The following is a 26,855-nucleotide window of genomic DNA, read 5'->3' as shown; positions in this document are numbered from 1 at the left end:
TCATGTTCAGTGCTTTTCGGTATCGGGGTTGACGGCGGTGCGGTTGACCTTGGCCAACGGCAAGGGCAGCAGCTTGCCCATCGGCTCGCGACGCTCCGGGCGCAGCGGCCGCAGGCCGACCACCATCTTGCGCGCCACCAGCAGGTAGACCCCGCCACCGGAGCCTTGCCAGCCACCCGCCAAACGTTCCCAGCCTGCCAGGCGTTGTTGCCAGGCCGGCGAGGCAAGCGGCGGACGATAGCACCCGAAGCGGCGTTTCTCCAGGGCGAAGCCCAGCAGGTTCAACCAGTCGCCTACCCGAGATGGTGAAATGCAGCGAGCCTTGCGCAACGCGCCATGGCTGAAGAAATGGCGCATGCCCCAACTGCTCCAGGGGTTGATGCCGACGATCAGCAAATGGCCGCCCGGGCGCACAGCACTGGCGGCTTCGCGCAACAACCCATGGGGCGACAGGCAGAAATCCAGGCCATGCTGGAGCACGACCACGTCGGCGGCATGCTCGCTCAGCGGCCAGGCCTGCTCCTCGCAGACGATCTCCACACCCGGCAGCGGTGCGCCCAGGCGCACATTGCGTTGCACCTGAGGGGCGCTGGGCGGCGCTTCGGCACAAGGGCCATAATGCACCAGGTAACCGCCAAAGAAGCGCCCCAGCTCTTCTTCCAGCAGTTTTTCCTCTTCCTTCAACATCAACTGGCCGAGCGGGCCGTTGAACCACTCACGGGCCAGGCTGATCAGCTCGATCCAGTCTGGGTCGGCCTGGGCAAAGGCTTGGTCGGTCATTGCGCTCTCCCTCGAAGGTTCTCGCCCCGCGCCATCGCGGCTAAGATGCCCTCATGTGCCACGCTAGGCGAATCGGATCCGCACCATGATACAGATCGATGCTCTCCCCGCTTTCTCCGACAACTACATCTGGTTGTTACAGGATACTGCCAAACGCCGCTGCGCGGTGGTCGATCCCGGCGACGCCGGCCCAGTGGAGGCCTGGCTGGCCGCGCACCCCGGCTGGGTACTGGAAGACATTCTGGTCACCCACCACCACAACGACCACGTCGGTGGCGTCGAACGCCTCAAGCAGCTGACCGGCGCCAGAGTCTGCGGCCCTGCCAACGAGCGCATTCCCTGCCGCGACCTGGCGCTGGACGAAGGCGACCAGGTCACGGTGCTGGGCGTGAACTTCACGGTGCTCGCCGTGCCAGGGCACACCCTTGGCCATATCGCGTTGTTCAGCGATCAGCCCGCCACGCCCGTGCTGTTCAGTGGCGACACCCTGTTCGCCGCAGGCTGCGGGCGTATGTTCGAAGGCACGCCACAGCAGATGCAGCCCGCCCTGGCCCGCCTGGCCGCGCTGCCGGAACACACTAAAGTGTACTGCGCCCACGAATACACCCTGAGCAACCTGCGTTTTGCCATGGCCGTGGAGCCCGGCAATCCGCACGTTCAGCAGCGGTTCGAAGACGTTACCCGTTTGCGCGCGGAAAATCGCATCACATTGCCATCAACCATCGGCCTGGAGCGCCTGACCAACCCCTTCCTGCGTACATCTGAAACATTAGTTAAACAAAAAGCAGACGAATGGAAGGGACATTCAAACGACTCGCAGGTCACTGTTTTTGCTGCCTTGAGGTCTTGGAAGGACACCTTCTGATAACCTCAAGATATATCGCAGAGGGCTGACAACGGTTGACCCGGCCGGGAGCGGTTTCTAGAATCGCCGAAATTTTTCGCCCGGAAACCTGTCCCAGCCGATGTCTTCACGTAGCCGCAGAACCGCTCACTCAGTCGCCCTGACGCGCCTGGCCCAAATCAGTGCGCTGGCGCTGGCCGCCACCCTGGTGGGCTGCCAGAGCACCCGTCAGCTCGACGAAGCCGACAGCGTTCGCGCGCACAACTACCAGGCGCGGATCAAGCACAAACCAGCCCCGCTGGCGATCAAGCCCGCCGAGCCACCGCAGGATGTATGGGAACGCATGCGCCAGGGCTTCGCCCTGCAGGACAGCATCGACGTCAACCCGCGCATCGAGCAGCAGCGCCTGTGGTTCGCCAGCAACCCGTCGTTCCTCGAGAATGCCGGCGAGCGTGGCAGCCTCTACCTGCACTACATCGTCGAACGCCTCGAAGAGCGCGACATGCCGTTGGAGCTGGCCCTGCTGCCGGCAATCGAGAGTGCCTACAACCCGATGGCCTACTCGCGTGCCCATGCCGCCGGCATGTGGCAGTTCATCCCGTCCACCGGGCGCCACTTCAACCTGCGCCAGACCAACTTCTACGACGGCCGCCGCGACATCACCGCGTCGACCAACGCCGCACTGGACTACCTGACCCGCCTGCACGACATGTTCAACGGCGACTGGCTGCTGGCCCTGGCCGCCTACAATGCCGGCGAAGGCACCGTTAGCCGGGCGATCGAGCGCAACGAAAGGCTCGGTCTGCCTACCGACTACTGGAACCTGCCACTGCCGCAGGAAACCCGCGACTACGTGCCCAAGCTGCTGGCTCTGTCGCAGGTGGTCTCGACCCCCGAGGCCTATGGCGTCAACCTCAACCCGATCGCCAACGAGCCCTACTTCGAAGCCGTCGCCATCAACGAGCGCCTCGACCTGTCGCGGGTTGCCGCCTTCGCCAACATCGACGAAGACGAGCTTATCCAGCTCAACCCGGCATTCAAGAAACGCATGACCGTGGACGGCCCCAAGCAACTGCTGGTGCCAACCGCCAAGGCGCAACTGCTCACCGACCTCAAACCCGAGCAGATTGTCAGCCTGCAACCGAACAAGGCCGTGTTCGAACGCGCCGTGGCCGAATCCAGGGCGCCGGCTACCGCACGCAGCTACCGGGTCAAGCGTGGCGACAACTTGAGCAGCATCGCCAAGGCCAACCGTGTCTCGGTCAAGGACATCCAGCGCTGGAACAAGCTGCCGGGTAACCGCGTGAAGGCCGGCCAGGTCCTGGCCTTGCGCGGTGGCAAAGGGCCAAGCGCTGCAGGTAACCGGGTGGCCGCCTCCGGCAAGCGTTCTACCCAGTACAAGGTCCGCAAGGGCGACTCGCTGTATTTGGTTGCCAAACGTTTCAATGTCGAGATGCAGCACCTCAAGCGCTGGAATCCGCGCAGCGGGCATGCGCTCAAGCCGGGGCAGACGCTGACCGTCTATCTGTCGCATTGATGTAACCCCAATCGCCCAATCGCACGCCGCCTGTGGGAGCCGGCTTGCCGGCGATTGGGGCGCACAGCGCCCCCTCCCGTTCCCCCTGACATCCTCTTTTTCCAACCCCGCCAAGCTGTTACTGTACCCCGACCAAAGCCCAACGCCTCTGGATCGGATGCCGACTTGATACGTCCCCTCCTGCTGTCACTCAGCCTGGCCTTGAGCTTTCCCGCAGCCGCGATGGTGAGCGAAAGCCACGGATACGCGCAGTTCGGCACGCTCAAGTACCCAGCCACCTTCACCCACTTCGACTGGGTCAACCCGCAAGCGCCCAAGGGCGGCACCTTGCGGGCCATGGCGTTCGGCACGTTCGACACGCTAAACCCCTACACCTTCAAGGGCACCAGCCCGGTGACCACGCCAAATTTCCTGCAGTACGGCGTGAGCGAGCTGAATGAAACGCTGATGGTCGGCACTGGCCAGTACGACCCATCGGGCGACGAAGCCACCTCCAGCTACGGCCTGATCGCCCGCTCGGTCGAATACAGCGAGGACCGCAGCTGGGTGGTGTTCAATCTGCGCCCAGAAGCACGCTGGCATGACGGCAAGCCTATTACCTCGGCGGACGTGGCGTTTTCCTACCGCACTCTGCTCAAGGAAGGCCACCCGATCTACCGCACCAACCTGCAGGAAGTACAGCGCGTCGATATCCTCGGCCCGCTGCGCATCCGCTTCGTCTTCAAACGTGCCGGCAACCCGTTGCTGATCCTGCGCCTGGGCGAAATGCCGGTGCTGCCCAAGCACTACTGGCAAGGCCGCGATTTCAAGGCCACCACCTTCGAGCCGCCGCTGGGCAGCGGGCCCTACCGCATCACCCAGGTGCAACCGGGCCGGCGCCTGGTGTTCGAGCGAGTGAAGAACTACTGGGGCAAGGACCTGGCGGTAAACCGCGGCAAGTACAATTTCAAGCGCGTCGAGTACGAGTTCTACCGCGACGCCACGGTAGCCTTCGAAGCTTTCAAGGCCGGCGAGTTCGACATCTATATCGAGCATCAGGCGAAGAACTGGGCCAACGGCTACAACTTCCCGGCCGTGCGCCGCGCCGAGGTGATCAAGGCGCAGATCCCGCACCGCATCCCGACCCAGACCCAAGGCCTGTTCATGAACAGCCGCCGCGCCGCCTTCAGCGATGCCCGGGTACGCCAGGCGCTGGGCCTGATGCTCGACTTCGAGTGGACCAACCGCGCCCTGTTCAGCAGCGCCTACCGCCGCTCGACCAGCTACTACCCCAACAGCGAATTCGCTGCCTCCGGCGTGCCCACCGGCAAGGAATGGCTGCTGCTGGCGCCGTTTCGCGACCAACTGCCGGAAAGGCTGTTCACCCAGCCCTACCAGGTCAGCCACACCGACGGGCGTGGCATCAGCCGCCAGACCTTGCGCCAGGCCCTGACCCTGCTCGGCCAGGCCGGCTGGAAACTCGACGCCCAGCGCCTGGTGGACAGCAAGGGCCAGCAACTGCGCCTGGAATTGCTGCTGGTGAACCCCAACCTCGAACGCATTCTGCAACCCTATGTCGAAAACCTGGCGAGCATCGGCATCGATGCGCGCCTGCGCACCGTGGACCGTGCCCAGTACAAACAACGCCTGGACCAGTTCGACTTCGACATGATCCTGATGACCCTCAACCAGACCCTGAGCCCCGGCCTGGAACAGTGGCTGTACTTCCATTCCAGCCAGGCCTCGACCAAGGGCAGCAAGAACTATGCTGGGGTCAAGGACCCGGTGGTCGACCACCTGCTCGACACCCTGCTCGCCGCCCGCACCCGCGATGACCAGGTCGCCGCCGCGCGCGCCCTGGACCGCGTGCTTTCATGGCAGTACTACATGATCCCCAACTGGTACCTCGACAATCACCGCCTGGCCTACCGCAACCGGTTCGCCTTCGTCACCACGCCGCCCTACACCCTCGGGCTGAACAGCTGGTGGATAAAGCCTTCGGAGAAAGCCCAATGATGCCCATGCCCCGCCTGCGCCAGCTGGCCGGCAGCCTGTTGCTGGCCTGCCTGAGCCTGCCGGCCCTGGCCGCGCCGCAGCACGCGCTGACCCTGTACGACGAGGCGCCGAAGTACCCGGCCGACTTCAAGCACTTCGACTTCGTCAACCCGGACGCGCCCAAGGGCGGCACCTTCCGCCAGTCCAGCTTCGGCGGCTTCGACAGCCTCAACCCATTCATCAACAAGGGTGTATCGGCCGACAACGTCAGCGCTATCTACGACACCCTGATGCGCCAGAGCCTGGACGAGCCCTTCACCGAATACGGCCTGGTGGCCGGCAAGATCGAAAAGGCGCCGGACAACAGCTGGGTACGCTTCTACCTGCGCCCCGAGGCACGCTTCCACGACGGCCACCCGATGCGCGCCGAAGACGTGGTGTTCACCTTCAACGCCCTGATCAAGGACGGCGCGCCGCTGTACCGCCAGTACTACGCCGACGTCGCCGAAGTGGTCGCCGAAGACCCGCTGCGCGTGCTGTTCAAGTTCAAGCACAAGAACAACCGCGAGCTGCCGCTGATCCTCGGCCAGCTGCCGGTATTGCCCAAGCACTGGTACGAAGGCCGCGACTTCAACCGTGGCAACCTGGAAATCCCGCTGGGCAGCGGCCCCTACAAGATCGCCGAGGTCAAGGCCGGCCGCTCGATCCGCTACGAGCGGGTCAAGGACTACTGGGCCAAGAATCTGCCGATCAACCGCGGCTTCTACAACTTCGACGTCATGACCTTCGATTCCTACCGCGACAACACCGTCGCCCTCGAAGCCCTCAAGGCCGGCCAGTTCGACTATGGCCTGGAGACCAGCGCGAAGAACTGGGCCACCGCCTACAACGTGCCGGCAGTGCGCGACGGCCGCCTGATCAAGGAAGAACTGCTCAACGGCAACCCCACCGGCATGCAGGGCTTCATCTTCAACCTGCGCAAGCCAGTGTTCCAGGACATCCGTGTGCGCCAGGCACTGAGCCTGCTGCTGGACTTCGAATGGACCAACAAACAGCTGTTCAACGGCGCCTACACCCGCACCGGCAGTTACTTCGAGAACTCCGAAATGGCGGCCAAGGGCGTGCCCAGCCCGAGCGAGCTGAAAATCCTCGAACCGCTGCGTGGCAAAGTGCCCGATCAGGTCTTCGGCGAAGCCTTCCACAACCCGGTGACCGACGGCAGCGGCATGATCCGCGAACAGCAGCGCCAGGCCTACAAGCTGCTGCAGGAAGCCGGCTGGAAGATCGTCGACGACAAGATGGTCGACAAGGACGGCAAGCCGGTGTCCATCGAGTTCCTGCTGGCGCAGACCGAATTCGAACGCATCCTGTTGCCGTTCAAGCGCAACCTGGCCGACCTGGGCATCGACCTGAACATCCGCAGGGTCGACGTCTCGCAGTACATCACCCGCCTGCGTTCGCGTGACTACGACATGATCGTCAGCGGCTTCTCGCAGTCCAACTCGCCCGGTAACGAACAGCGCGAATACTGGACCAGCGCCGCCGCCGACAACCCCGGCAGCCGCAACTTCATCGGCCTGCGCGACCCGGCCATCGACCAACTGGTCGAGCAGTTGATCAACGCCGACTCCCGGCAAAGCCTGGTCGACCACACCCGCGCCCTGGACCGCGTGCTGCTGTGGGGCTACTACGTGATCCCCAACTGGCACATCAAGACCTGGCGCGTGGCCTACTGGAACCACATCGGCCACCCCAAGGTATCGCCCAAGTACGATATCGGCATCGACACTTGGTGGATCAAGCCCGACGTCACTCCGGCGGTGACCGAAGCGTCTGCGCAAGAGGCTCAATGACATGCTGGCCTACATCCTGCGCCGCCTGCTGCTGATCATCCCGACCCTGTTCGGCATCCTGATCATCAATTTCATCATCGTCCAGGCCGCCCCCGGCGGCCCGGTTGAGCAGATGATCGCCAAGCTCGAAGGCTTCGAGGGCGCCACCAGCCGCATCGCCGGTGGCGGCGCCGAAGTGTCGGTGGCCGGCTCCAACTACCGTGGCGCCCAAGGGCTGGACCCGGCCCTGATCGCCGAGATCGAGCGCATGTACGGCTTCGACAAGTCGCCGCCCGAGCGCCTGTGGATCATGGTCAAGAACTACGCCCAGCTGGATTTCGGCGACAGCTTCTTCCGTGACGCCAAGGTCATCGACCTGATCGTCGAGAAGATGCCGGTGTCGATTTCGCTGGGGTTGTGGAGCACCTTGATCATGTACCTGGTGTCGATCCCCCTGGGCATCGCCAAGGCGGTGCGCCACGGCAGCCACTTCGACGTCTGGACCAGTTCGGCGATCATCGTCGGCTATGCCATCCCCGCGTTCCTGTTCGCCATCCTGCTGATCGTGCTGTTCGCCGGCGGCAGCTACTTCGACTGGTTCCCGCTGCGCGGGCTGACCTCCAACAACTTCGATGAGCTGTCCACCACCGGCAAGGTGCTGGACTACTTCTGGCACCTGGTGCTGCCGGTTACCGCGCTGGTGATCGGCAACTTCGCCACCATGACCCTGCTGACCAAGAACAGCTTCCTCGACGAGATCAACAAGCAGTACGTGGTCACTGCCAAGGCCAAGGGCCTGAGCCGCCCGCGGGTGCTGTACGGGCACGTGTTCCGCAATGCCATGCTGCTGGTGATCGCCGGCTTCCCCTCGGCCTTCATCGGCATCTTCTTCACCGGCTCCCTGCTGATCGAGGTGATCTTCTCCCTCGACGGCTTGGGCCTGATGAGCTTCGAAGCGGCGATCAACCGCGACTACCCGGTGGTCTTCGGCACCCTGTTCATCTTCACCCTGCTGGGGCTGGTGGTGAAACTGATCGGCGACCTGACCTACACCCTGGTCGATCCACGCATCGACTTCGCCAGCCGGGAGCACTGACATGGCCTTGTCCCCTCTCAATCGCCGGCGCTTCGAGCGCTTCAAGGCCAACCGCCGCGGCTGGTGGTCGCTGTGGCTGTTCCTGATCCTGTTCGGCCTGAGCCTGGGCGCCGAACTGATCGCCAACGACAAGCCGATTGCCGTGCGCTACGACGGCGAATGGTACTTCCCGGCGTTCAAGCGCTACCCGGAAACCACCTTCGGCGGCGAATTCCCACTGGAGGCCAACTACAAGAGCCCGTACATCCGGGAACTGCTGGCCAAGAAGGACAGCTTCGTGCTGTGGGCGCCGATCCCGTTCAGCTACCAGAGCATCAACTACGACCTGCGCGTACCCGCCCCCGCACCGCCTTCGGCGGACAACTGGCTGGGCACCGACGACCAGGGCCGCGATGTATTGGCACGGGTGATCTACGGCTTCCGCATCTCGGTGCTGTTCGCCCTGACCCTGACCATTCTCAGTTCCATCGTCGGCGTCATCGCCGGCGCCTTACAGGGCTTCTACGGCGGCTGGGTGGACCTTGCCGGCCAGCGCTTTCTGGAGATCTGGTCGGGCTTGCCGGTGCTGTACCTGCTGATCATCCTCGCAAGCTTCGTGCAGCCCAACTTCTGGTGGCTGCTGGGGATCATGCTGCTGTTCTCGTGGATGAGCCTGGTGGATGTGGTGCGCGCCGAATTCCTGCGCGGGCGCAACCTGGAATACGTGCGTGCCGCGCGCGCGCTGGGCATGCGCAACGGCGCGATCATGTACCGGCACATCCTGCCCAACGCGATGATCTCGACCATGACCTTCATGCCGTTCATCCTCACGGGCGCCATCGGCACCCTGACTGCGCTGGACTTCCTCGGCTTCGGCCTGCCGCCCGGTGCGCCATCGCTGGGCGAGCTGGTGGCCCAGGGCAAGTCCAACCTGCAGGCGCCCTGGCTGGGCATCAGTGCCTTCGCCGTGCTGGCGATCATGTTGAGCCTGCTGGTGTTCATCGGCGAATCCGCCCGCGATGCCTTCGACCCGAGGAAGTGAAATGACCGAACAGAACCTGATCGAAGTGCGCGACCTGGCGGTGGAATTCGTCACCGGGGAGCAGGTCAACCGCGTGGTCGACGGCGTCAGCTTCGACATCCGCAAGGGCGAAACCCTGGCGTTGGTCGGCGAAAGCGGCTCGGGCAAGTCGGTGACCGCCCACTCGATCCTGCGCCTGCTGCCCTACCCCCTGGCGCGTCACCCCAGCGGCAGCATCCGCTTCGAAGGCAAAGATCTGCTGCAACAGAACGAAAAGGTCATGCAGCGCATCCGCGGCAACCGCATTGCGATGATCTTCCAGGAGCCGATGACCTCGCTGAACCCGCTGCATTGCATCGAAAAGCAGATCAACGAAATCCTCCTGCTGCACAAGGGCCTTACCGGCAAGGAAGCGACGGCGCGCACCCTGGAGTTGCTGGAAATGGTCGGTATACCCGAGCCGCGTAAGCGCCTCAAGGCCCTGCCCCATGAACTCTCCGGCGGCCAGCGCCAACGGGTAATGATCGCCATGGCCCTGGCCAACGAGCCGGACCTGCTGATTGCCGACGAGCCGACCACCGCGCTCGATGTGACCGTGCAGTTGAAGATTCTCGACTTGCTCAAGGAGCTGCAGTCGCGCTTGGGCATGGCACTGCTGCTGATCAGCCATGACCTCAACCTGGTCCGGCGCATCGCCCACCGGGTGTGCGTGATGCAGCGCGGGCAGATCGTCGAGCAGGCCGATTGCGCCACGCTGTTCAGCGCGCCGCAGCATCACTACACCCAGATGCTGATCAATGCCGAGCCTAGCGGTGGGCCGGCGCACAACCCGGTTGGCGCGCCACTACTGGAAGTGAACGACCTGAAGGTGTGGTTCCCGATCAAGAAGGGGTTGCTGCGGCGCACGGTCGACCATGTGAAGGCGGTGGACGGCATCAATTTCAGCCTGCCCCAGGGGCAGACACTAGGCATCGTCGGCGAGTCCGGGTCGGGCAAGTCCACCCTTGGGCTGGCGATTCTGCGGTTGATTTCCAGCCGCGGCGGTATTCGCTTCCACGGGCAATCGCTGGAAGAGATGAACCAGAAGCAAGTGCGGCCACTGCGGCGCGAGATGCAGGTGGTGTTCCAGGACCCGTTCGGCAGCCTCAGCCCGCGCATGTGCGTGGCGGATATCGTCGGCGAGGGTTTGCGGATTCACCGTATCGGCACCCCGGCCGAGCAGGAGGCCGCGATCATTGCGGCGCTTGAGGAAGTGGGGCTGGACCCGCGCACGCGGCATCGCTATCCCCATGAATTTTCCGGCGGGCAGCGCCAGCGCATCGCGATTGCCCGGGCGTTGGTGCTCAAGCCTGCGCTGATTCTGCTGGATGAGCCGACTTCAGCGCTGGACCGCACGGTGCAGCGGCAGGTGGTGGAGCTGCTGAGGAATCTGCAGCAGAAGTACAACCTGACCTACCTGTTCATCAGCCATGACCTGGCGGTGGTCAAGGCGCTGAGCCACCAGCTGATGGTGATCAAGCATGGGCATGTGGTGGAACAGGGGGATGCGCAGGCGATCTTCCGTGCGCCGCAACATGCTTACACGCAGCAGTTGCTGGAAGCGGCGTTCTTGCAGCCGAATGGGGAAAGAAATCAGTTTTAAGCTCTATCTTGTAGGACGTTTCCCAAAGATACTCTTACCGCCATTTTTCCGTTGCGGTCGTTCTGGCAGAGCCCTAGGCTCGGTGGGTCGTTGCAAATCAACGATACAGCTTTGACAGGCTGTGACGGGAAATCGTGTACGGAACGCCCTTTATGGCGGCTGTACGTGCGGGCACGCTTGCGTGCGCCGGAACTTTACGATTTCCGCCGGTCTGTCAACCCACGTACAGCTGCCACCCTTCTGTTTGACAGCAGTCAGGTGGCCGCACCAAAACGGAAAGTCGTCATGTTAAAGATCGTCCCCGATCCACCGCACAACCACTCCCTCGAAGACACCCTCATCCAGGCCACGGACTACGCCCTGTGCGCCCAGACCGTGATTCACCAGGCACTTCTGCTGCAGCCCAAGGCACCTGCTTCGATTCTGATGATGGCGTCGATGCATGAGATGGAGGCGCTGCGCGTCATGCTCGAATCCATGTTGATCCAGGTGCAGATGCCGGCTGAGCCGAGGACGCTGCACTAGACCAACAGTGATGTGTTGCCTGGCCCTATCGCCGGCAAGCCGGCTCCTACAGGCCCTGTGGAGATCCCTGTAGGAGCCGGCTTGCCGGCGATAGGGCCAGCCCAGGCAACGGAAATTTCAGGGAGATGATGCAATGACCACAGACAACACCCATTTCACCGTAGGCAAAACCACCTTCTTCCAAGGCGAAAACCACACCCACCCCCTGTTCCGCATCGAACCCGGCATCCCCTGCCAGGACGCCCGCGAACAAGCCTCCGAGCTGATGGGCTATGTGCGCGACATGACCATCGCCGGCCTGATGGACGACAACCCCCAACTGATCTGGGCCTCGCACTACCTGAGCGCATTGGCCAAGGCGCTGATCGATGACGCCGAACTGGGCATGATGCACTGAGGTCACGGGCACTGCCTGTGCATCTTTGGAAGCACTTTACCTGGCAGGGCTGCGCCCATGATCGAGGGGGCGCAACTAGACTCCGATGGCCAAATGGTTTCCCGGTAAGGACACTGACATGACCATCACACGACGCGACTTTCTCAATGGCGTAGCCCTCACCATCGGTGCGGGCCTCACCCCGATACAGATCCTCCAGGCCGCCCCTTCTGGTCGCTACTACCCCCCTGCCCTCACCGGCCTGCGCGGCAGCCACCCCGGCGCGTTCGAGGTGGCGCACCAGATGGGCTGGGAGAAGAAGGTGTTCGACACCGACAACCTGCAGGTAGAAGAGCAGTACGACCTGGTGGTGGTCGGTGGTGGGATCAGCGGGTTGTCAGCCGCTTGGTTCTATCGGCAAAAGCACCCAGGGGCACGCGTGCTGATCCTCGAGAACCATGATGACTTCGGCGGTCACGCCACGCGCAATGAATTCAACGCCAGCGACGGGCTGATCCTCGGCTACGGTGGCAGCGAAGCGTTTCAGTCACCCAAGCATCTGTTCAGCGATACCGTGAACGGGCTGCTCAAGGCGCTCAACGTCAATGTGGACCGGTTCGAAACCGCCTTCGAGCGCAGAACGTGAAGTTCCCGCTGGTGTACAGCAAAGTGATCATCCGCAACTGGCGCAGCTTCATGAAACTGGGCGTGCATGAAATCTATGCGCCGAACCAGCCCTACAGCCGGGTCAAGCTGGACTACCCGGTCGATATCGGTGGTTACCGCCACCCACGTGATCCGAACCGGCCCATCGGCCTGCACATGGTCCATGTGCCTACCAGCCCAGGTTCGGGTCTGGACGCCCGCAGCCAGGCCCGTACCGGGCGCAGCAAGCTCTACGCCATGAGTTTCGAGCAGATGGAAGCCATGATCCGCGATCAGTTGCAAGCCATGCTGGGGCCGGCTGGCTTTGACTACAGCAAGGATGTCCAGGCCGTCACCGTCAATCGTTGGCCACACGGCTACTCGTATTTTGCCAATCCCTTGTTCGATGACATGCAGCAAAGCGCAGCGCTGATGGCGCTGGCCCGCCAGAAGGTCGGCAATGTCACCATCGCCAATTCCGATGCAGCCGGGGCCCCCTACGCCCACGCGGCCATCGATGAGGCGTGGCGCGCGGTGAGTGAACTGGGGTGAGGTGTCACGGATAAAACTGCCGGACCTAGCAAAACTGACAGGTTACACGTGCACGCGCTTTGTATAGGTTAATCAACAGTCCGCTTTGCATAGTTGGTTCAACCAAAAACTGTATTTCGGCGCCCGCTTATCGACGAGGATTCTATGAAAACAACCATGACCTCCCAGACCTGTTCGAGCACGCGCAACGCCATCACCCGCACTTCTTCGCCACTGGTGTTCACCGTTCGCAATGTCAGCCTGACTTTGCCTGCACCCAGTGTGCGCGAAGCACCCGACAATGTGCTGGTGCCGATTGAAAATGTGCCAGTCAATGTGGTTATCAACTATGACAAGATGAGCACAACCGATAGCATCGTGCTGATCTGGGATGGCACACGCTACCCAGCACGAGCTGGGGAAGCCGGTGGCACTGTCACGGTGCCGGTGAACAGACCGGATATCATCAAGGGGATAAGCCGCAGTATCAACGTGATCTACGAGGTTACCCACAAGGGTGTGACCGACACGTCCGGGGTGTTGACACTGAAAGTAGATCCACCGGCTTTGAACGCACATGGACCGATTATTCTCGAAGCCAACAACACAGGCCAGCTGAACATCACAGGGTTGGTACGTGACGCGACCGTGGTAGTAAATGTGTGGCCCTTCATGGCGGTCGGGCAGAAGATCAGCCTACGTTTCGAGGGTACTGGCCATGATGGCGGGGCTTACAACTGGAGCCATCCGACCTGGCAGAATTTTGCGGTTGGCAGCGTATCGCAGCAGCAGGCGCCCGTTGCCCTATCTACGCTCAGGCAGCTCAAGAACAATTCGACGCTCACTCTATACCTCACCGTGGCATTCAATGATGGTTCTGCCGCCGTCAGCTTCCCATTGAAAAGCTATACCGTTCAATCTGGGCTCGACTTCGGCAGCAACTACACATTTCCAGCCACCAATTACGTCGTCGCGACTTCGCGCAACCCTGTCTACCCGCCCGCTGGGGCGATGTTCACGCGAACTGCGCAAGGTGGAACCCCCCCTTATACCTACAGTAGCCAAAATCCGACGGTGGCAACGATCAACAATAGCGGCTTGATCACCGTATGGAGAAACGGCACTGCCTACATCAACGCCACAGATGCCTCCGGCGTGACTGGCCATTTCCTCTTGACGGTCACCGGTGTAAAAACGATGCAGGACACTGGTGGTTTGCAAAATTGGGCGACAGCCTTGCAGACTGCAGCAAGTTGGGGCGGGCGCCTTGCTTCGACGACAGAAATGCAACAGATGTACGACATGTACGCTAGGGAGAACGCGGACGTGGCCACACTGCTTAATTGGCCACTGGCCAGGAGCCATCCGAATATTGCATTCGGCATCTGGAGTAACCAACCAGCAAGTGCTGGCTGGGCCTATTTCATGAATATATGCAATGTGCGATCAGGCAACGGTCAGTTCGTCGATGCTGGTCAGACCCACGCTCCACGCCCCGTCATCGTCCTGAAAGAGACTTGACAGCCTTTGCTGACGCAACGGCCTTCGGGCCGCTGCGTCAGCCGGTCGCTAGTGTGAAGGCGCAACCAGCCGGTAACCGACGCCGGCCTCGGTAATGATGAACCGCGGCGCCGTTGGATCATCACCCAGCTTCTGCCGCAAATGCCCGACCACGATCCGCAGATAATGGGTGTCCTCCACATGGCTCGGCCCCCAGATATCCTTGAGCAGCTGCTGCTGGGTGATCACCCGCCCCGGGTGCCCGGCCAGCAGCGCCAGCAGCGCGTACTCCTTGCGCGTCAGCGCCACCTCCACGCCCGCCAGGGTCACCTTGCGAAAGGCAAAGTCCACGGTCAGTGGCCCGAAGCTGGCCGACACTTCGCCCCCACCGGACTGCGGCACCTGGCGCAACAGCGCACGTACTCGGGCGAGAAACTCCTGGATGCCAAACGGCTTGGTCACGTAGTCGTTGGCCCCGCCGTCCAGCGCGTCGACCTTCTGCACCTCACTGGCCCGCACCGACAGCACCAGCACCGGCACCGCACTCCATTCACGCAGTTCACGCAGCACCTGTTGGCCGTCCATGTCCGGCAGGCCGAGGTCGAGCACCACCAGGTCGGGCTTGGCCAATGCTGCCTGGGCCAGACCTTCGCTGCCGGTGGCGGCTTCGATCACCTTGTAGCCCTGGGAGACCAGGCTGATGCGCAGGAACTTGCGAATCTGCGGTTCGTCGTCGATGACCAGGAGGGTGGCGGACTGGCTCATGGGGCTTCGTGTTCGGCTTCGGGTTGCTGAGGGAGCGGCAAGCATAGAGTGATGCAGGTGCCCTGGCCATCGATGCCTTCGCCGACCCGTATCTGCCCACCGTGGGCGCCGATCATGCCTTGGCAGATCGCCAGGCCCAGGCCGGTTCCCTGCCCGCCCCGGTCACCGCGAGCGGCGGTGTAGAACATGTCGAAGATTTTCTCGCGCTCAGGCACCGGGATGCCCGGGCCCTGGTCGCTGACAGCGAAACGCAGCTGCTCTTCGTGTACCGATACCTGCAGTTCCAGGCGGCCTTGAGCAGGCGAGAAACGCGCGGCGTTCTCCAGCACATTGATCAGCGCCTGCTCGATCAGCGCAGCATGCACGAACAGCAGCGGCAGCTCGGCGGGGACGTTGGTGTGCACGCGCAACGGCGCCAGCACCACGCGCAGGCGGTTGAGCGCGCTGCCGACGATATCGGCCGGGACCACCCAGTCGCGGGCGAGCTTCAAGCCACCGTGGCCGAGGCGGGTCATGTCCAGCAGGTTCTGGATGTAGCGGTCGAGGCGTTCGGCCTCGTCACGGGTGCCTTCCAACAATTCGCGGCGATCCTCGGCGGGGATCGCTTCGCCCAGCGCCAGCAGGCTGTCGATGCTGCCGCGCATGGCCGTCAACGGGGTGCGCAAGTCGTGGGAGACCGAGGCCAGCAAGGCGCTGCGCAGTTGCTCGGTTTCGCCGTGCAGGCGCGCTGCCTCCAACTGCTCGGCCAGGCGGGCACGGGCCAGCGCCTGGGCCAGGGGCTGGCCGAGTGCCTGAAGCAAGCGCCGGCGCTGGGCACTGAGCGGCTCGCCGGAACGCGGGCGCACGCCGAGCAAGGCCAAGGGCTGATCATCGACGGCCAACGGCCACCACCACCAGCGGCCATTGGGCAACGTATCGCTGCCATGCCCTGCAGCCTGGCCGTGTTGCCAGGCCCACTCGGCGGCGGCGCGCTCATTGTCGCCCAGCACGTGCGCTTCGCCGCTGGCCAGCTGCAGCAAGCCTTCGGCGTTGCGCTCGAGCAGGCACACTTGCACGTCCTGCCAGCCGTTCAGGTGCTGACCTGCGGCGTTGAATACCGCTTGGCGGTCGGTGGCCACGGTCAGCCGGCGCGACAGGTCGAGCAGTTGGCTGGTCTGCGCCTGGGTTTCGCGCAAGGCCTGCAATTGGCTGCGCTGACGCGCGGCGAGATTGCCGGTGAGGGCCGCCATCAGCAGAAAGAACACCAGCGTCAGCACGTCTTCTTCGCGCTGGATGCTGAAGGAGAAGTTCGGCGGAATGAACAAGAAATCGTAAGTCAGGAACGACAAGGCCGCGCAGGCAAGCGCCGGCCCCAGGCTGCTGCGCACAGCGACCAGCAGCACGGCGGCGAGAAACACCAGGGAGATATTAGGCAATGCCAGCACGCTCGACACGGCCCATGACAACCCCGCCGCGAGCACAGTGGCGAGTAATGCCAGCAGGTAATGCCGCCACACCCAAACCCGTTGCACCGCAGCCTTCGCCGGGGCCGGCTGTGCGTCGCGGTCGAGTACGTTGACCTCCAATCCATGGCTTTCACGCAGCAGGCGCGCCGCCACGCCTGCACCGAAGAAACGCCGGCGCAGCCGGTCGCGGGACTGCCCCACCAACACCAGGCTGGCACGACGCTCGACGGCATGCTGGATCAGCGTGCGCGCCACTTCGCCGGCGCGCAGCAGTACCACTTCGCCGCCAAGCCGTTCGGCCAGTTGCTGGGCGGCCTGCAAGCGGTGGCGGGCGGTTTCGTCGCGCAGCCGGCCGTTGTCGACATGGACCAGGCTCCAGGGCAGATGACGCCGCTGCGCAACGCGGCTGGCATGGCGCACCAGGCGCTCGGCCTGGTCGTCACCGTCAACGCCGACCAGCATGCGCCCGCGCAGGGTCGGCGCCTCCTGGCCGCGTTGGCGGTAGCCATGGGCCAGGTCGGCATCGACCTGGGCCGCGGCAGTCTGCATGGCCAGTTCACGCAGTGCGGTGAGGTTGGTTTGCGAGAAGTAGGCATCGATCGCAGCCCTCGCCTGCTCGGGCACATACACCTTGCCTTCGCGCAGGCGTTCGAGCAGTTCGCGTGGCGGCAGGTCGATCAGCACCAGCTCGAAGGCTTCCTGCAGTACCCAGTCTGGCAGGGTTTCGCGGACCTGTACGCCGGTGATGTCGCGGACCTTGTCGTTGAGGCTTTCCAGGTGCTGGACGTTGACTGTGGTGTACACGTCGATGCCAGCGGCAAGCAGTTCCTGCACATCCTGCCAGCGCTTGGCGTGGCGGCTGCCGGGCGCGTTGGTGTGGGCCAATTCGTCGACCAGGGCCAGGGAGGGGGCGGCCTTGAGCAGGCCGTCGAGGTCCATTTCCTCGAGGGTGACGCCACGGTACTCGCTGCGCAGTTGCGGCTGCTGCTGCAGGCCACCGAGCAAGGCCTCGGTTTCGGCGCGGCCGTGGGTTTCCACCACGCCGGCGAGCACTTGCACGCCTTGGCGTTGCTGGGCGTGGGCGGCCTGGAGCATGGCGAAGGTCTTGCCTACACCGGGGGCGGCGCCGAGGAAGACCTTGAGCCTGCCGCGGCCTTCGCGCGGAAGATTGGCCAACAGCGCGTCGGCGCGGGCTGCGTTACTCATGTTTCATCCTTCAATGGTTGGGCCTGCTTCGCAGGCCATCGCCGGCAAGCCGGCTCCCACAAGGGCCCCACACGACGCAAGACCTGTGCCGATCCTGTGGGAGCCGGCTTGCCGGCGATTGGGCCGCGAAGCGGCCCCGGTGGCGCAGGCCGCCAAGCAAGGCCTCGGTTTCGGCGCGGCCGTGGGTTTCCACCATCCCGGCGAGCACTTGCACGCCCTGGCGTTGCTGGGCGTGGGCGGCCTGGAGCATGGCGAAGGTCTTGCCTACACCGGGGGCGGCGCCGAGGAAGACCTTGAGCCGGCCGCGGCCTTCGCGCGGAAGATTGGCCAACAGCGCGTCGGCGCGGGCTGCGTTACTCATGTTTTATCCTTCAATGGTTGGGCCTGCTTCGCAGGCCATCGCCGGCAAGCCGGCTCCCACAAGGGCCCCACACGACGCAAGACCTGTGCCGATCCTGTGGGAGCCGGCTTGCCGGCGATTGGGCCGCGAAGCGGCCCCGGTGGCGCAGGCCGCCAAGCAAGGCCTCGGTTTCGGCGCGGCCGTGGGTTTCCACCATCCCGGCGAGCACTTGCACGCCCTGGCGTTGCTGGGCGTGGGCGGCCTGGAGCATGGCGAAGGTCTTGCCTACACCGGGGGCGGCGCCGAGGAAGACCTTGAGCCGGCCGCGGCCTTCGCGCGGAAGATTGGCCAACAGCGCGTCGGCGCGGGCTGCGTTACTCATGTTTCATCCTTCAATGGTTGGGCCTGCTTCGCAGGCCATCGCCGGCAAGCCGGCTCCCACAAGGGCCCCACACGACGCAAGACCTGTGCCGATCCTGTGGGGGCCGGCTTGCCGGCGATTGGGCCGCGAAGCGGCCCCAGCGTCACTGTCCCAAATTCTCCAGCGCCTGGTTCAACGCCAGCACATTGACCACCGGCGGCCCGATCAATGGGTGGAGGGTGGCCTCTTCCAGCAAGGCTTGCAACCTCTCCACCGGCACTTGCCGCGATGCCACCACCCGCGGGATCTGGTAAGCCACCGCCTGCGGCGGCAAATGCGGGTCCAGCCCACTGCCAGACGTGGTCAGCAAGGCCTGCGGCACCGGCCCCTGCTCCGCCCGATACAACTTCGCCGCATCCCCGGCCACCCGCTCGGCCAGCGCCGGGTTGCTCGGCGACAGGTTGCTGGCACTGCTGGCCACGGTGGCATACCCCCCCGCCGAAGGCCGCGAATGGAACCAGCCATCGCCCTGGAAATCCTGGGCAATCAGCGCCGAGCCGCGCACCTGGCCCGAGGCATCCCGCACCAGGCTGCCATTGGCCTGTTCCGGGAATGCCACCTGGGCAATGCCGGTCACCGCCAGCGGATACAGCGCACCCGTGAGCACCGTCATCAGCAAGATCAGGCTCAGTGCCGGGCGTACATAGTTGTTCATGGTGGCCTCCTCAGACCAGGTGCAAAACGTTGAGCAGCAGGTCGATCAGCTTGATCCCGGCAAATGGCACGACAATGCCGCCCAGTCCGTAGATCAGCAGGTTGCGCCGCAGCAGGTGCGCCGCACTCGCCGCCTGCACGCGCACGCCGCGCAGGGCCAGGGGGATGAGCACGATAATGATCAGTGCGTTGAACACGATCGCCGAGAGGATCGCGCTTTGCGGGCTGGCCAGGTGCATCAGATTGAGCACGCCCAGCTGCGGGTAGATGGCCGCGAACAGCGCCGGCAGGATGGCGAAGTACTTGGCCACATCGTTGGCGATGGAGAACGTAGTCAGCGCACCGCGGGTCACCAGCAGCTCCTTGCCGACCTGCACCACGTCCAGCAGTTTGGTGGGGTCGCTGTCCAGGTCGACCATGTTGGCGGCTTCGCGGGCGGCCTGGGTGCCGTCATTCATGGCCATGCCGACATCGGCCTGGGCCAGCGCCGGGGCGTCGTTGGCGCCGTCGCCGCACATAGCGACCAGGCGGCCGTCGTTCTGCTCCTGGCGAATGCGCGCCAGCTTTTTCTCCGGGGTGGCTTCTGCGAGCACGTCATCCACGCCAGCTTCGGCGGCGATGGCGGCGGCGGTCAGCGGGTTGTCGCCGGTCACCATCACCGTGCGGATGCCCAGCTTGCGCAGTTCGGCGAAACGCTCGCGGATGCCAGGCTTGACCACATCCTTGAGGTGGATCACGCCGAGCAGGCGCTTGTCCACGCACACCAGCAGCGGCGTACCACCGCTCTGGGCGATGCGCTCCACTTCGCGGGCCAGTGCGGCCGGCATCTCCAGGCGGTGCATGCCGACGAAGGCCAGCACCGCATCGACCGCCCCTTTGCGGTAACGGTGTTGCTGGAAGTCAATGCCAGACAGGCGCGTCTCGGCGCTGAAGGCAATGGCTTCGAACTGCTCGGCAGCCGGCTCGACGAAGTCGTGCAGCTGGCGCAGGTACTCGACGATCGACTTGCCTTCGGCGGTGTCATCGGCCAGTGACGCGAGCAAGGCGCCCTCGCCAAGCTCCTTGGCGGTGACGCCGGTGGCCGCATGCAGCGCGCTGCAACGGCGGTTGCCGAAGGTGATGGTGCCGGTCTTGTCGAGCATCAGCGTGTGCACATCGCCGGCCGCTTCCACCGCACGCCCCGAGCGGGCGATCACGTTCAGGCGCACCAGGCGGTCCATGCCGGCGATACCGATGGCCGAGAGCAGCCCGCCAATGGTGGTCGGAATCAACGTCACCAACAGCGCGGCGAGGAAGATCAACGGCAGGCTGCCGCCCGCGAAGTGGGCGAATGGCTGCAGCGTGACGACCACGATCAGGAAGATCAGGGTCAGGCCGATCAGCAGGATGTCGAGGGCGATTTCGTTGGGGGTCTTCTGCCGCTTGGCGCCTTCGACCAGGGCGATCATGCGGTCCAGGGTCGACTCGCCCGGGTTGCTGGTGACGCGAATCAGCAGCCAGTCGGACACCAGGCGGGTATTGCCGGTCACCGCCGAGCGATCACCACCGGACTCTCGAATCACCGGCGCCGACTCACCGGTGATGGCCGCCTCATTGACCGCGGCGATGCCTTCGAGCACTTCACCGTCGGCGGGGATCATCCCCCCTGACACGACTCGCACCACATCGTCCTTGCGCAGTTGGCTGGCGGCGACGGTTTCGAACGAACCATCACCCCGGCGACGTTGCGCGGTGAGGCCCTGGCTACCGGCCTTGAGGCTGTCGGCGCGGGCCTTGCCACGGCCTTCTGCCAGGGCTTCGGCAAAGTTGGCGAACAGCACGGTGAACCACAGCCACAACGCGATCTGCACGGCCACCGCCGTGCTCACGCCGTTATCGGGGGCGAAGCACAGCGCGGTGGTCAGCACGGCGGTGAGGGCCACCACCAGCATCACCGGCGAGCGCTTGAGCTGGCGCGGGTCGAGCTTGACGAAAGCCTGCACCAGCGCCGGGCGCCAGAGCGCGGCGAAACGGGTCTGGTCCTTGGCGCTGTGCGGGGCGTTCACTTCAGGAATGGGCATATTCATGGTCAGCTCCTCAGAAACCCAGGCTCAGGTGTTCGGCGATCGGCCCCAGGGCCAGGGTCGGCAGGAAGGTCAGGCCACCGACCAGCAGGATGGTCACCACCAGCAGGCCGGTGAACAGCGGGCCGTGGGTGGGGAAGCTGTTCAGGCCTTGGGGCGCGCTTTTCTTCGCCGCCAGGCTGCCAGCCAAGGCCAGGATCGGCAGGATGTAGCCGAAGCGGCCAATGAGCATGGCCAGGCCGATCATCAGGTTGTGGAACACCGTGTTGGCGCCAAAACCTGCGAATGCCGAACCGTTGTTGGCAGTGCCTGAGGTGTAGGCGTACAGCAGCTGGCTGAAGCCGTGGGCGCCCGGGTTGCTTACCGCGCCTGCCGGGCCCGGCAGGCTGGCGGCGATGGCGCCGAGCACCAGTACGCCGACCGGCATCACCAGCAAGGTGGCCACCAGCAGCTGCACTTCCCGCGCCTGCAACTTCTTGCCCAGGTATTCCGGGGTCCGGCCGATCATCAAGCCCGCCAGGAACACCGCGATCAGCACGAACAGCAGCATGCCGTAGAGCCCGGCACCGACGCCGCCGAAGATCACCTCGCCGACCATCATGTTGACCATCGCCACCATGCCGGTCAGCGGGTTGAGGCTGTCGTGCATGGCGTTGACCGAACCATTGGAGGCCGCGGTGGTGGTTACCGTCCACAGGACCGAGCCGGTCGTGCCGAAGCGGCTTTCCTTGCCCTCCATGGGCGCGCCCTGCTGCACCTGGGCGCTTTCCAGCGCCGGGTTCGGCTGGTACTCCGACCACAGCGCGGTGGCGCCGCCGATGAGAAACAGGCTGAGCATGCAGGCCAGGATCGCCCGGCTCTGGCGCAGGTCCTTGACGTAATGCCCGAAGGTGAACACCAGCGCCACCGGGATCAGGATGATCGAGGCCACCTCGAACAGGTTGCTCCAGGCCGTGGGGTTCTCGAAGGGGTGCGCCGAGTTGACGCCGAAGAAGCCGCCACCGTTGGTGCCCAGTTGCTTGATGGCGATCTGGCTGGCGGCCGGGCCGAGCGGGATGCTCTGGTCGGCACCCTGCAAGGTCACGGCATGGGCGTAGTCGGCGAAGGTCTGCGGTACGCCCTGCCAAACCAGCAGCAGTGCCAGCACGAGGCACAGCGGCAACAGGCCGTAGAGGGTGGCGCGGGTCATGTCGACCCAGAAGTTGCCCAGGCTGGCACTCGAGCGGCGGGCGATGCCGCGGCACAGGGCGACCAGCACGGCCAGGCCGGTGGCGGCGCTGACGAAATTCTGCACGGTCATGCCCAGCATCTGGCTCAGGTAGCTGACCGAGGCCTCGCCGCTGTAGGCCTGCCAGTTGGTATTGGTGACGAAGCTCACCGCCGTGTTGAAGGCCAGCGACCACGCCTGGCCCGGCAGGTGCTGCGGGTTCAGTGGCAGGTAGCCTTGCAACAGCAGGATGGCGAACAGCAACAGGAAGCCGGCCAGGTTGAAGGCCAGCAGCGCCAGGGCGTATTGCTTCCAGCCCTGCTCCTGTTCAGCCTTCACCCCTGCGAGCCGGTAGCAGCCGCGTTCGACGGGGCCGAGCAGTGGCGTCAGCCAGGTGCGCTGGCCTTCCATGACCTTGTAGTAGAACCGCCCCAGCCAAGGTGCCGGCAGCAGCACGATGGCGAAGAATGCCAGCAGCAAAACGAAGTCGTGACTGTGCATGGCCGCTCCCTAGCTGCGATCGGCGCGCAGCAGCGCCACCAGCAGGTAAATCGCCAATGCCACTGCCAGAAGCAGTGACAGCCCGTCGAGCATGTACATGAGTGGAACTCCCCTTGGTGCGGCTTGGGCCGCTTTGGGGAAAGTGTGCGAGGGAGGGGCGTAAAGGGGCGAGATCGAGGGGTGGGGGTGGGAATAAAGAAAGCGTAAAGATTGAGCTTTGGGGTGGCTGGACAGGCCCTATCGCCAGCAAGCTGGCTCCCACAGGCGGCTATGGGGTACCTCCCCTGTGGGAGCCAGCTTGCTGGCGATAGGGACTGTCAGATCAGCGCTGCGGCGTCTGCTGCCCCGCATTGCGGCTCCAGTCCAGCAGCAGGCTGTACCCCACCGCCAACAGGGTCGGCCCGATGAACAGACCAATGAAGCCAAAGGCAATCAACCCACCAAAAACGCCCAGCAGAACAATCACCAGCGGCAAGTTGCCGCCCCGGCTGATCAGATAAGGCTTGAGCACGTTGTCCACGCCGCTGATGACGAAGGTACCCCAGATGCCCAGGAACACCGCCATCCCATACTCGCCCTTCCACGCCAGCCAGCCGGTGGCGGGTATCCAGGCCAGCGGCGGCCCCATGGGGATCAGGCTGAGCATGAAGGTCACCAGGCCCAGCACGATGGCCCCTGGCACACCGGCAATCAGGAAGCCGATCAGCGCCAGCAGCGCCTGGGCCGCGGCGGTACCGATCACGCCGTTGACTACCCGCTGCACGGTTCCCGCCACCAGCTCCAGGTAGTACTCGGCGCGGTCTCCCGCCAACCGCTGCAGCAACCGCAGCACGAACGCCGCCAGGCGCGGGCCGTCACGGTAGAAGAAGAACACGAAGACCAGGCTCAGGGACAACTCCAGCACGCCGCTGCCGATCTGGGCGCTGCGTGCCAACAGCCAGTTGCCGACTTGGCCGAGGTATGGCTTGACCGAGGCGATCAGCGCCGCACCTTGCTGGTCCATGGATTGCCACCAACGGACCAGGCGCTCGCCGACCAGGGGGATGCTGCCCAGCCAGTCCGGCGCTTCAGGCAGGCCGTCGACCTGCACATCGCGCACGAAAGCCGTGGCATCGCGAATATGGTCTGCCAGGTTGAACCCCAGCCACACCAGCGGCAACGCCACGATCAAGATCCAGGCCGTGGTCAGCAAACTGGCAGCCAAGGTTTCGCGCCCGCCCAGCACCCTCGTCAGCAGGCGCATCAACGGCCAGCTGGCGAAGGCTAGGATGGCGCCCCACAACAACGCGGAAATGAAGGGCGCCATCACCCACAGCGCTGCACCCAGCAACGCCAGCAGAACAATCTGGATCAACAGGCGGTCATTGTTGGCCATGCTGGCACTCGTTCAACGGATCAGTTCCAGGTGCAAGCCATCGGTAGGTGCGCTGCCGACTTCGAGCCGGTTGCTGCGCACGCCGGCCTTGACCAATTGCTCGCGCCAGGCCTCGGCCTCGACACCGCTGAGGCTGGCGCGCAAGGTGCTGTCCAGGTTCAGGCTGCGGCTGAGCAGGCCCACCCAGGTGGGCTGCGGCGCGCTCAGGTCAGGGTAGTCGAGCTTGCCAGTGTCGCGCATTTCGCGCAGCACCGTGGCCGCCGTGGGCAGCAGGTCGCCCAGCGGGCTGCCGGCGACGAACTCTTCCACATGCAGGTAGGCGCGGCGGTTGCCGCGGGTGACGCTGTACAGCGCGACCAAGGTGTCGGCCTCTTCGGCGGAACGGCGCAACAGGATGAATGCCTGCTGCTCGTCACCCCCATTGAGGCGGGCATTGCCGAACACATCGTTGGCCCACAGGCTGGCCTCGCCACAGTCGCGGCCCTGGCACCAGAACAAGGGGTAGCCACCGTCGTGCTGCAATGCTTCGCGGGCACTGGTGAAGGCTTCGCGCGCGGTACGCTCGACCGGCAGTTCATAGGTTACCGAGCTGACCTGGCCGCGGCTCTCGACCTTGTCGTCGACGCGCAGGCGGCCGCTGATCTTGCGCAGCGGGCCCATCGGGTAGATACGCTCCTGCTCCACGGCCGGGCGCTGGTCGACCACCTTGGCATCCACGGGGACCGGCAGGCTGCCGGCCCACAACAACGGGCTGGCGAGCCCCAGGCAGCCGGCGACGAGAACTCGAATGCTCATCGGCCACCCATGCCGCACGCGGCGCCGGTGAAAGATTGATGGATGTCTGGCATGTACATGGTTGTCTCCCTGTTCAACCCGCCAAGCCTCGACACTTGTCCGGTGCAAGTCAAGCAAAGCCAAAGAAGCGATTGAAACAGTCTGCGACAAGGGCCGCGCCTTCTTCATCGTTCAGGTGCAGGTGATGCCCTCCGGGCAACACTGCCTGCTCAAAGGGTAGCTGCTCCAGCAATTCGGTGTGGCGGGCCAGCATGCCGTCTGCGGCTACCACCAGACGGGAAGGGCAACTCACCCGGCGTACATAAGCCATCGCCTGGGCTTGGCTCAGGCGCACCGGGGACGGCAAGGTCAAGCGGCTGTCGCTGCGCCAACTGTAACCACCGGGCACCGGCATCAGGCCGCGCTGGGCCAGCAGTTCGGCGGCCTCACGGCTGACCGCGACCATGCCTTTCATGCGCGCCTGCACGCCCTCCTCCAGGGTCGGGTATACCGTCTTGCGCTTGCCGTCCAGGCGCAGTTGGGCCTGCAGGGCCATGCCCAGGCGCTCACCGGCGTCCTGTTCGGCACCGGTCGGCGGGATGACTCCGTCGATCAACGCCAGATGGCTGACCCGCTCAGGCAGCGCCCCGGCCAGTTGCACCGAAATGATCGCGCCCAGCGAATGCCCGAGCAGGGCAAACCGCTGCCAACCCAGCTGCTCGGCAACCCGCAGCACGTCGTGGGCATAGTCGGCCAGCGCATAGCCGGCGCCTGGCGGCCGGTGTTCGGAGTATCCATGCCCGGCCAGGTCCAGGGCGACGATGCGCAGCCCCTTCAATTGCGGCGCCAGGCGGGCGAAGCTGTTGGCGTTGTCCAGCCACCCATGCAGGGCGATCACCGGCAGGCCGTCAGCGGGGCCGAACAGATGCGCGGCGAGCTCGATATGGCCAAGGCTCAGGCGGATTTCCTCGACGTGTGCACTCATGCCTGGCTCCAGCGGTCGAACAGGCCCTTGATCAGGCTGGCGGTATCGGTCGGCCGCTCCAGGGGGAACATGTGGCCACCGGGCACGCGGTGGTATTCACCCGTGGGCATGCCACGCACGGCCAGTCGGTGATGACGGCGAATCACATTGCTACGTTCGCCGCACACCATCGCCAACGGCACCTGCAACTGCCACGCGGGGGCCGGGCTGGCATGGGGGATGCTGCGGTAGATGCTGATTTCGGTGGCCGGGTCGAAACGCAGGCGCAACCCCTGCTCGGCCTCTTCCAGGCCATGCTGCACGTAAGCGTCCAGGCAGTCGGGGTCGAAGTGGCGGAACAGGCTTTTGCTGGCGAAGTAGTCCCGCGCGCTGTCGCGGTCAGTGAATGCCTCACGCCGCCCTAGGGTACGCCCCGCCGCCGTGATCCGATCGATGAAGCCGAAACGCTTGGCGGTGCGCAGCAGCCACTGGTCGGCGCGGGTCAGCACTGGGGAATCCAGCATCACCACGCCGCGGTAGTAATGCGGGCAGCGCAAGGCCGCATGCAGGTGCAGCACACCACCCAGGGAATGGCCCACACCCCATACCGGTGTGTCCTGGCGGGCCAGGTGGTGCAGCAGTTCATCCACCAGGTTCTGCCAGTTTTCGTTCACCGGGAAGCGCGGGTCATGGGCGTGCTGGGCCAGGTGGCTGACCTGGTAGTCCGGCGCCAGGGCAGCGAACAGCTTGCCGTAGGTGGCCGAGGGAAAGCCGTTGGCATGGGCGAAGAAGATCTGCTGCGACATGGCGCCGGGTCCGGAGCAGGGAAGGATGGCCCATTGTCGGCATGGCACTGGC

21 protein-coding genes and 3 pseudogenes are annotated in these 26,855 nt (G+C 64.5%); 11 read left to right on the top strand and 13 right to left on the bottom strand.

From position 1 onward, the window contains the following. Positions 1-6 precede the first annotated feature (6 nt). Positions 7-780, bottom strand: a complete 774-nt coding sequence (locus KU43P_RS09020) for a class I SAM-dependent methyltransferase (RefSeq protein WP_317662418.1) — start codon at positions 778-780, stop codon at positions 7-9. Between the two features lie 85 nt (positions 781-865). Here KU43P_RS09020 and gloB point away from each other — a divergent pair, with 85 nt between their 5' ends. The 11 genes and pseudogenes from gloB (at position 866) to KU43P_RS08965 (ending at position 14,303) form a co-directional block, all read left to right on the top strand. Continuing rightward, positions 866-1,645: a hydroxyacylglutathione hydrolase gene (gloB, locus tag KU43P_RS09015; RefSeq protein WP_317662416.1), complete on the top strand. Its 780-nt coding sequence runs from the start codon at positions 866-868 to the stop codon at positions 1,643-1,645. Positions 1,646-1,745: 100 nt separating this feature from the next. Then, positions 1,746-3,161 (top strand): lytic transglycosylase domain-containing protein, encoded by a 1,416-nt coding sequence (locus KU43P_RS09010; protein ID WP_317662414.1) that lies wholly within the window; start codon positions 1,746-1,748, stop codon positions 3,159-3,161. Between the two features lie 165 nt (positions 3,162-3,326). Then, on the top strand, positions 3,327-5,156 hold the full coding sequence (locus tag KU43P_RS09005) for an extracellular solute-binding protein (RefSeq protein ID WP_317662412.1): 1,830 nt from the start codon (positions 3,327-3,329) through the stop codon (positions 5,154-5,156). Then, a complete protein-coding gene (locus KU43P_RS09000) occupies positions 5,153-6,988 on the top strand; it encodes an extracellular solute-binding protein (protein ID WP_317662410.1) in 1,836 nt (611 codons plus the stop codon). The genes KU43P_RS09005 and KU43P_RS09000 overlap by 4 nt, the downstream gene beginning before the upstream one ends. Position 6,989: 1 nt before the next feature. Further along, positions 6,990-8,063, top strand: coding sequence for a microcin C ABC transporter permease YejB (locus KU43P_RS08995; protein ID WP_317662408.1), 1,074 nt, complete (start codon positions 6,990-6,992; stop codon positions 8,061-8,063). Position 8,064: 1 nt separating this feature from the next. After that, positions 8,065-9,084 carry an ABC transporter permease gene (locus KU43P_RS08990; RefSeq protein ID WP_016393134.1) on the top strand — a complete coding sequence of 340 codons (1,020 nt, stop codon included), beginning with the start codon at positions 8,065-8,067 and terminating at the stop codon, positions 9,082-9,084. A 1-nt stretch (position 9,085) separates the two neighbouring features. Then, positions 9,086-10,705 (top strand): ABC transporter ATP-binding protein, encoded by a 1,620-nt coding sequence (locus tag KU43P_RS08985; protein WP_317662405.1) that lies wholly within the window; start codon positions 9,086-9,088, stop codon positions 10,703-10,705. A gap of 285 nt (positions 10,706-10,990) precedes the next feature. Next, positions 10,991-11,230: a hypothetical protein gene (locus KU43P_RS08980; protein WP_317662403.1), complete on the top strand. Its 240-nt coding sequence runs from the start codon at positions 10,991-10,993 to the stop codon at positions 11,228-11,230. A gap of 133 nt (positions 11,231-11,363) precedes the next feature. Continuing rightward, a complete protein-coding gene (locus tag KU43P_RS08975; protein ID WP_317662401.1) occupies positions 11,364-11,627 on the top strand; it encodes a DUF3077 domain-containing protein in 264 nt (87 codons plus the stop codon). 118 nt (positions 11,628-11,745) lie between these two features. Further along, positions 11,746-12,803, top strand: a pseudogene (locus tag KU43P_RS08970) (NAD(P)-binding protein). Positions 12,804-12,947: 144 nt separating this feature from the next. Beyond that, positions 12,948-14,303, top strand: a complete 1,356-nt coding sequence (locus KU43P_RS08965; protein WP_317662400.1) for a hypothetical protein — start codon at positions 12,948-12,950, stop codon at positions 14,301-14,303. A gap of 48 nt (positions 14,304-14,351) precedes the next feature. Here the strand turns inward: KU43P_RS08965 and KU43P_RS08960 are convergent, their stop codons facing one another. The 12 genes and pseudogenes from KU43P_RS08960 to KU43P_RS08905 all read right to left on the bottom strand — a co-directional run bounded on the left by KU43P_RS08960 (position 14,352) and on the right by KU43P_RS08905 (position 26,803). Continuing rightward, positions 14,352-15,047 (bottom strand): response regulator, encoded by a 696-nt coding sequence (locus KU43P_RS08960; protein ID WP_317662398.1) that lies wholly within the window; start codon positions 15,045-15,047, stop codon positions 14,352-14,354. Then, positions 15,044-17,698 (bottom strand): sensor histidine kinase, encoded by a 2,655-nt coding sequence (locus tag KU43P_RS08955; protein WP_317662397.1) that lies wholly within the window; start codon positions 17,696-17,698, stop codon positions 15,044-15,046. Before KU43P_RS08955 ends, KU43P_RS08960 begins: the two co-directional genes overlap by 4 nt. 145 nt (positions 17,699-17,843) lie before the next feature. Then, positions 17,844-18,059: pseudogene (locus KU43P_RS27015) on the bottom strand (sensor histidine kinase KdpD); the annotation flags it as partial. 145 nt (positions 18,060-18,204) lie between these two features. Then, positions 18,205-18,420: pseudogene (locus KU43P_RS27010) on the bottom strand (sensor histidine kinase KdpD); the annotation flags it as partial. A 142-nt stretch (positions 18,421-18,562) separates the two neighbouring features. Next, positions 18,563-19,114, bottom strand: coding sequence for a potassium-transporting ATPase subunit KdpC (gene kdpC / locus KU43P_RS08940; protein WP_317662393.1), 552 nt, complete (start codon positions 19,112-19,114; stop codon positions 18,563-18,565). Between the two features lie 10 nt (positions 19,115-19,124). Then, on the bottom strand, positions 19,125-21,179 hold the full coding sequence (kdpB, locus tag KU43P_RS08935) for a potassium-transporting ATPase subunit KdpB (RefSeq protein ID WP_317662391.1): 2,055 nt from the start codon (positions 21,177-21,179) through the stop codon (positions 19,125-19,127). 10 nt (positions 21,180-21,189) lie between these two features. Further along, positions 21,190-22,884, bottom strand: coding sequence for a potassium-transporting ATPase subunit KdpA (gene kdpA, locus KU43P_RS08930; protein ID WP_317662390.1), 1,695 nt, complete (start codon positions 22,882-22,884; stop codon positions 21,190-21,192). Between the two features lie 9 nt (positions 22,885-22,893). Continuing rightward, positions 22,894-22,983: a K(+)-transporting ATPase subunit F gene (kdpF, locus tag KU43P_RS08925; RefSeq protein ID WP_033743702.1), complete on the bottom strand. Its 90-nt coding sequence runs from the start codon at positions 22,981-22,983 to the stop codon at positions 22,894-22,896. Positions 22,984-23,206: 223 nt separating this feature from the next. Next, entirely contained in the window at positions 23,207-24,259 is a 1,053-nt protein-coding gene (locus KU43P_RS08920) for an AI-2E family transporter (protein WP_317662388.1), read from the bottom strand. A 12-nt stretch (positions 24,260-24,271) separates the two neighbouring features. Beyond that, on the bottom strand, positions 24,272-25,054 hold the full coding sequence (locus KU43P_RS08915) for a DUF4892 domain-containing protein (protein ID WP_317662386.1): 783 nt from the start codon (positions 25,052-25,054) through the stop codon (positions 24,272-24,274). Positions 25,055-25,163: 109 nt separating this feature from the next. After that, positions 25,164-26,018, bottom strand: a complete 855-nt coding sequence (locus KU43P_RS08910) for an alpha/beta hydrolase (protein WP_317662384.1) — start codon at positions 26,016-26,018, stop codon at positions 25,164-25,166. Beyond that, the gene (locus KU43P_RS08905) at positions 26,015-26,803 is read right to left on the bottom strand and encodes an alpha/beta fold hydrolase (RefSeq protein ID WP_317662382.1); all 789 of its coding nucleotides are present in this window, start codon (positions 26,801-26,803) and stop codon (positions 26,015-26,017) included. The genes KU43P_RS08910 and KU43P_RS08905 overlap by 4 nt, the downstream gene beginning before the upstream one ends. Positions 26,804-26,855 lie beyond the last annotated feature (52 nt).

Origin of the sequence: Pseudomonas sp. KU43P, from assembly GCF_033095865.1 — a bacterium.
In the GTDB taxonomy this organism is placed as follows: Bacteria; Pseudomonadota; Gammaproteobacteria; order Pseudomonadales; family Pseudomonadaceae; genus Aquipseudomonas.
This window is presented reverse-complemented; position numbering and strand designations above follow the sequence as displayed.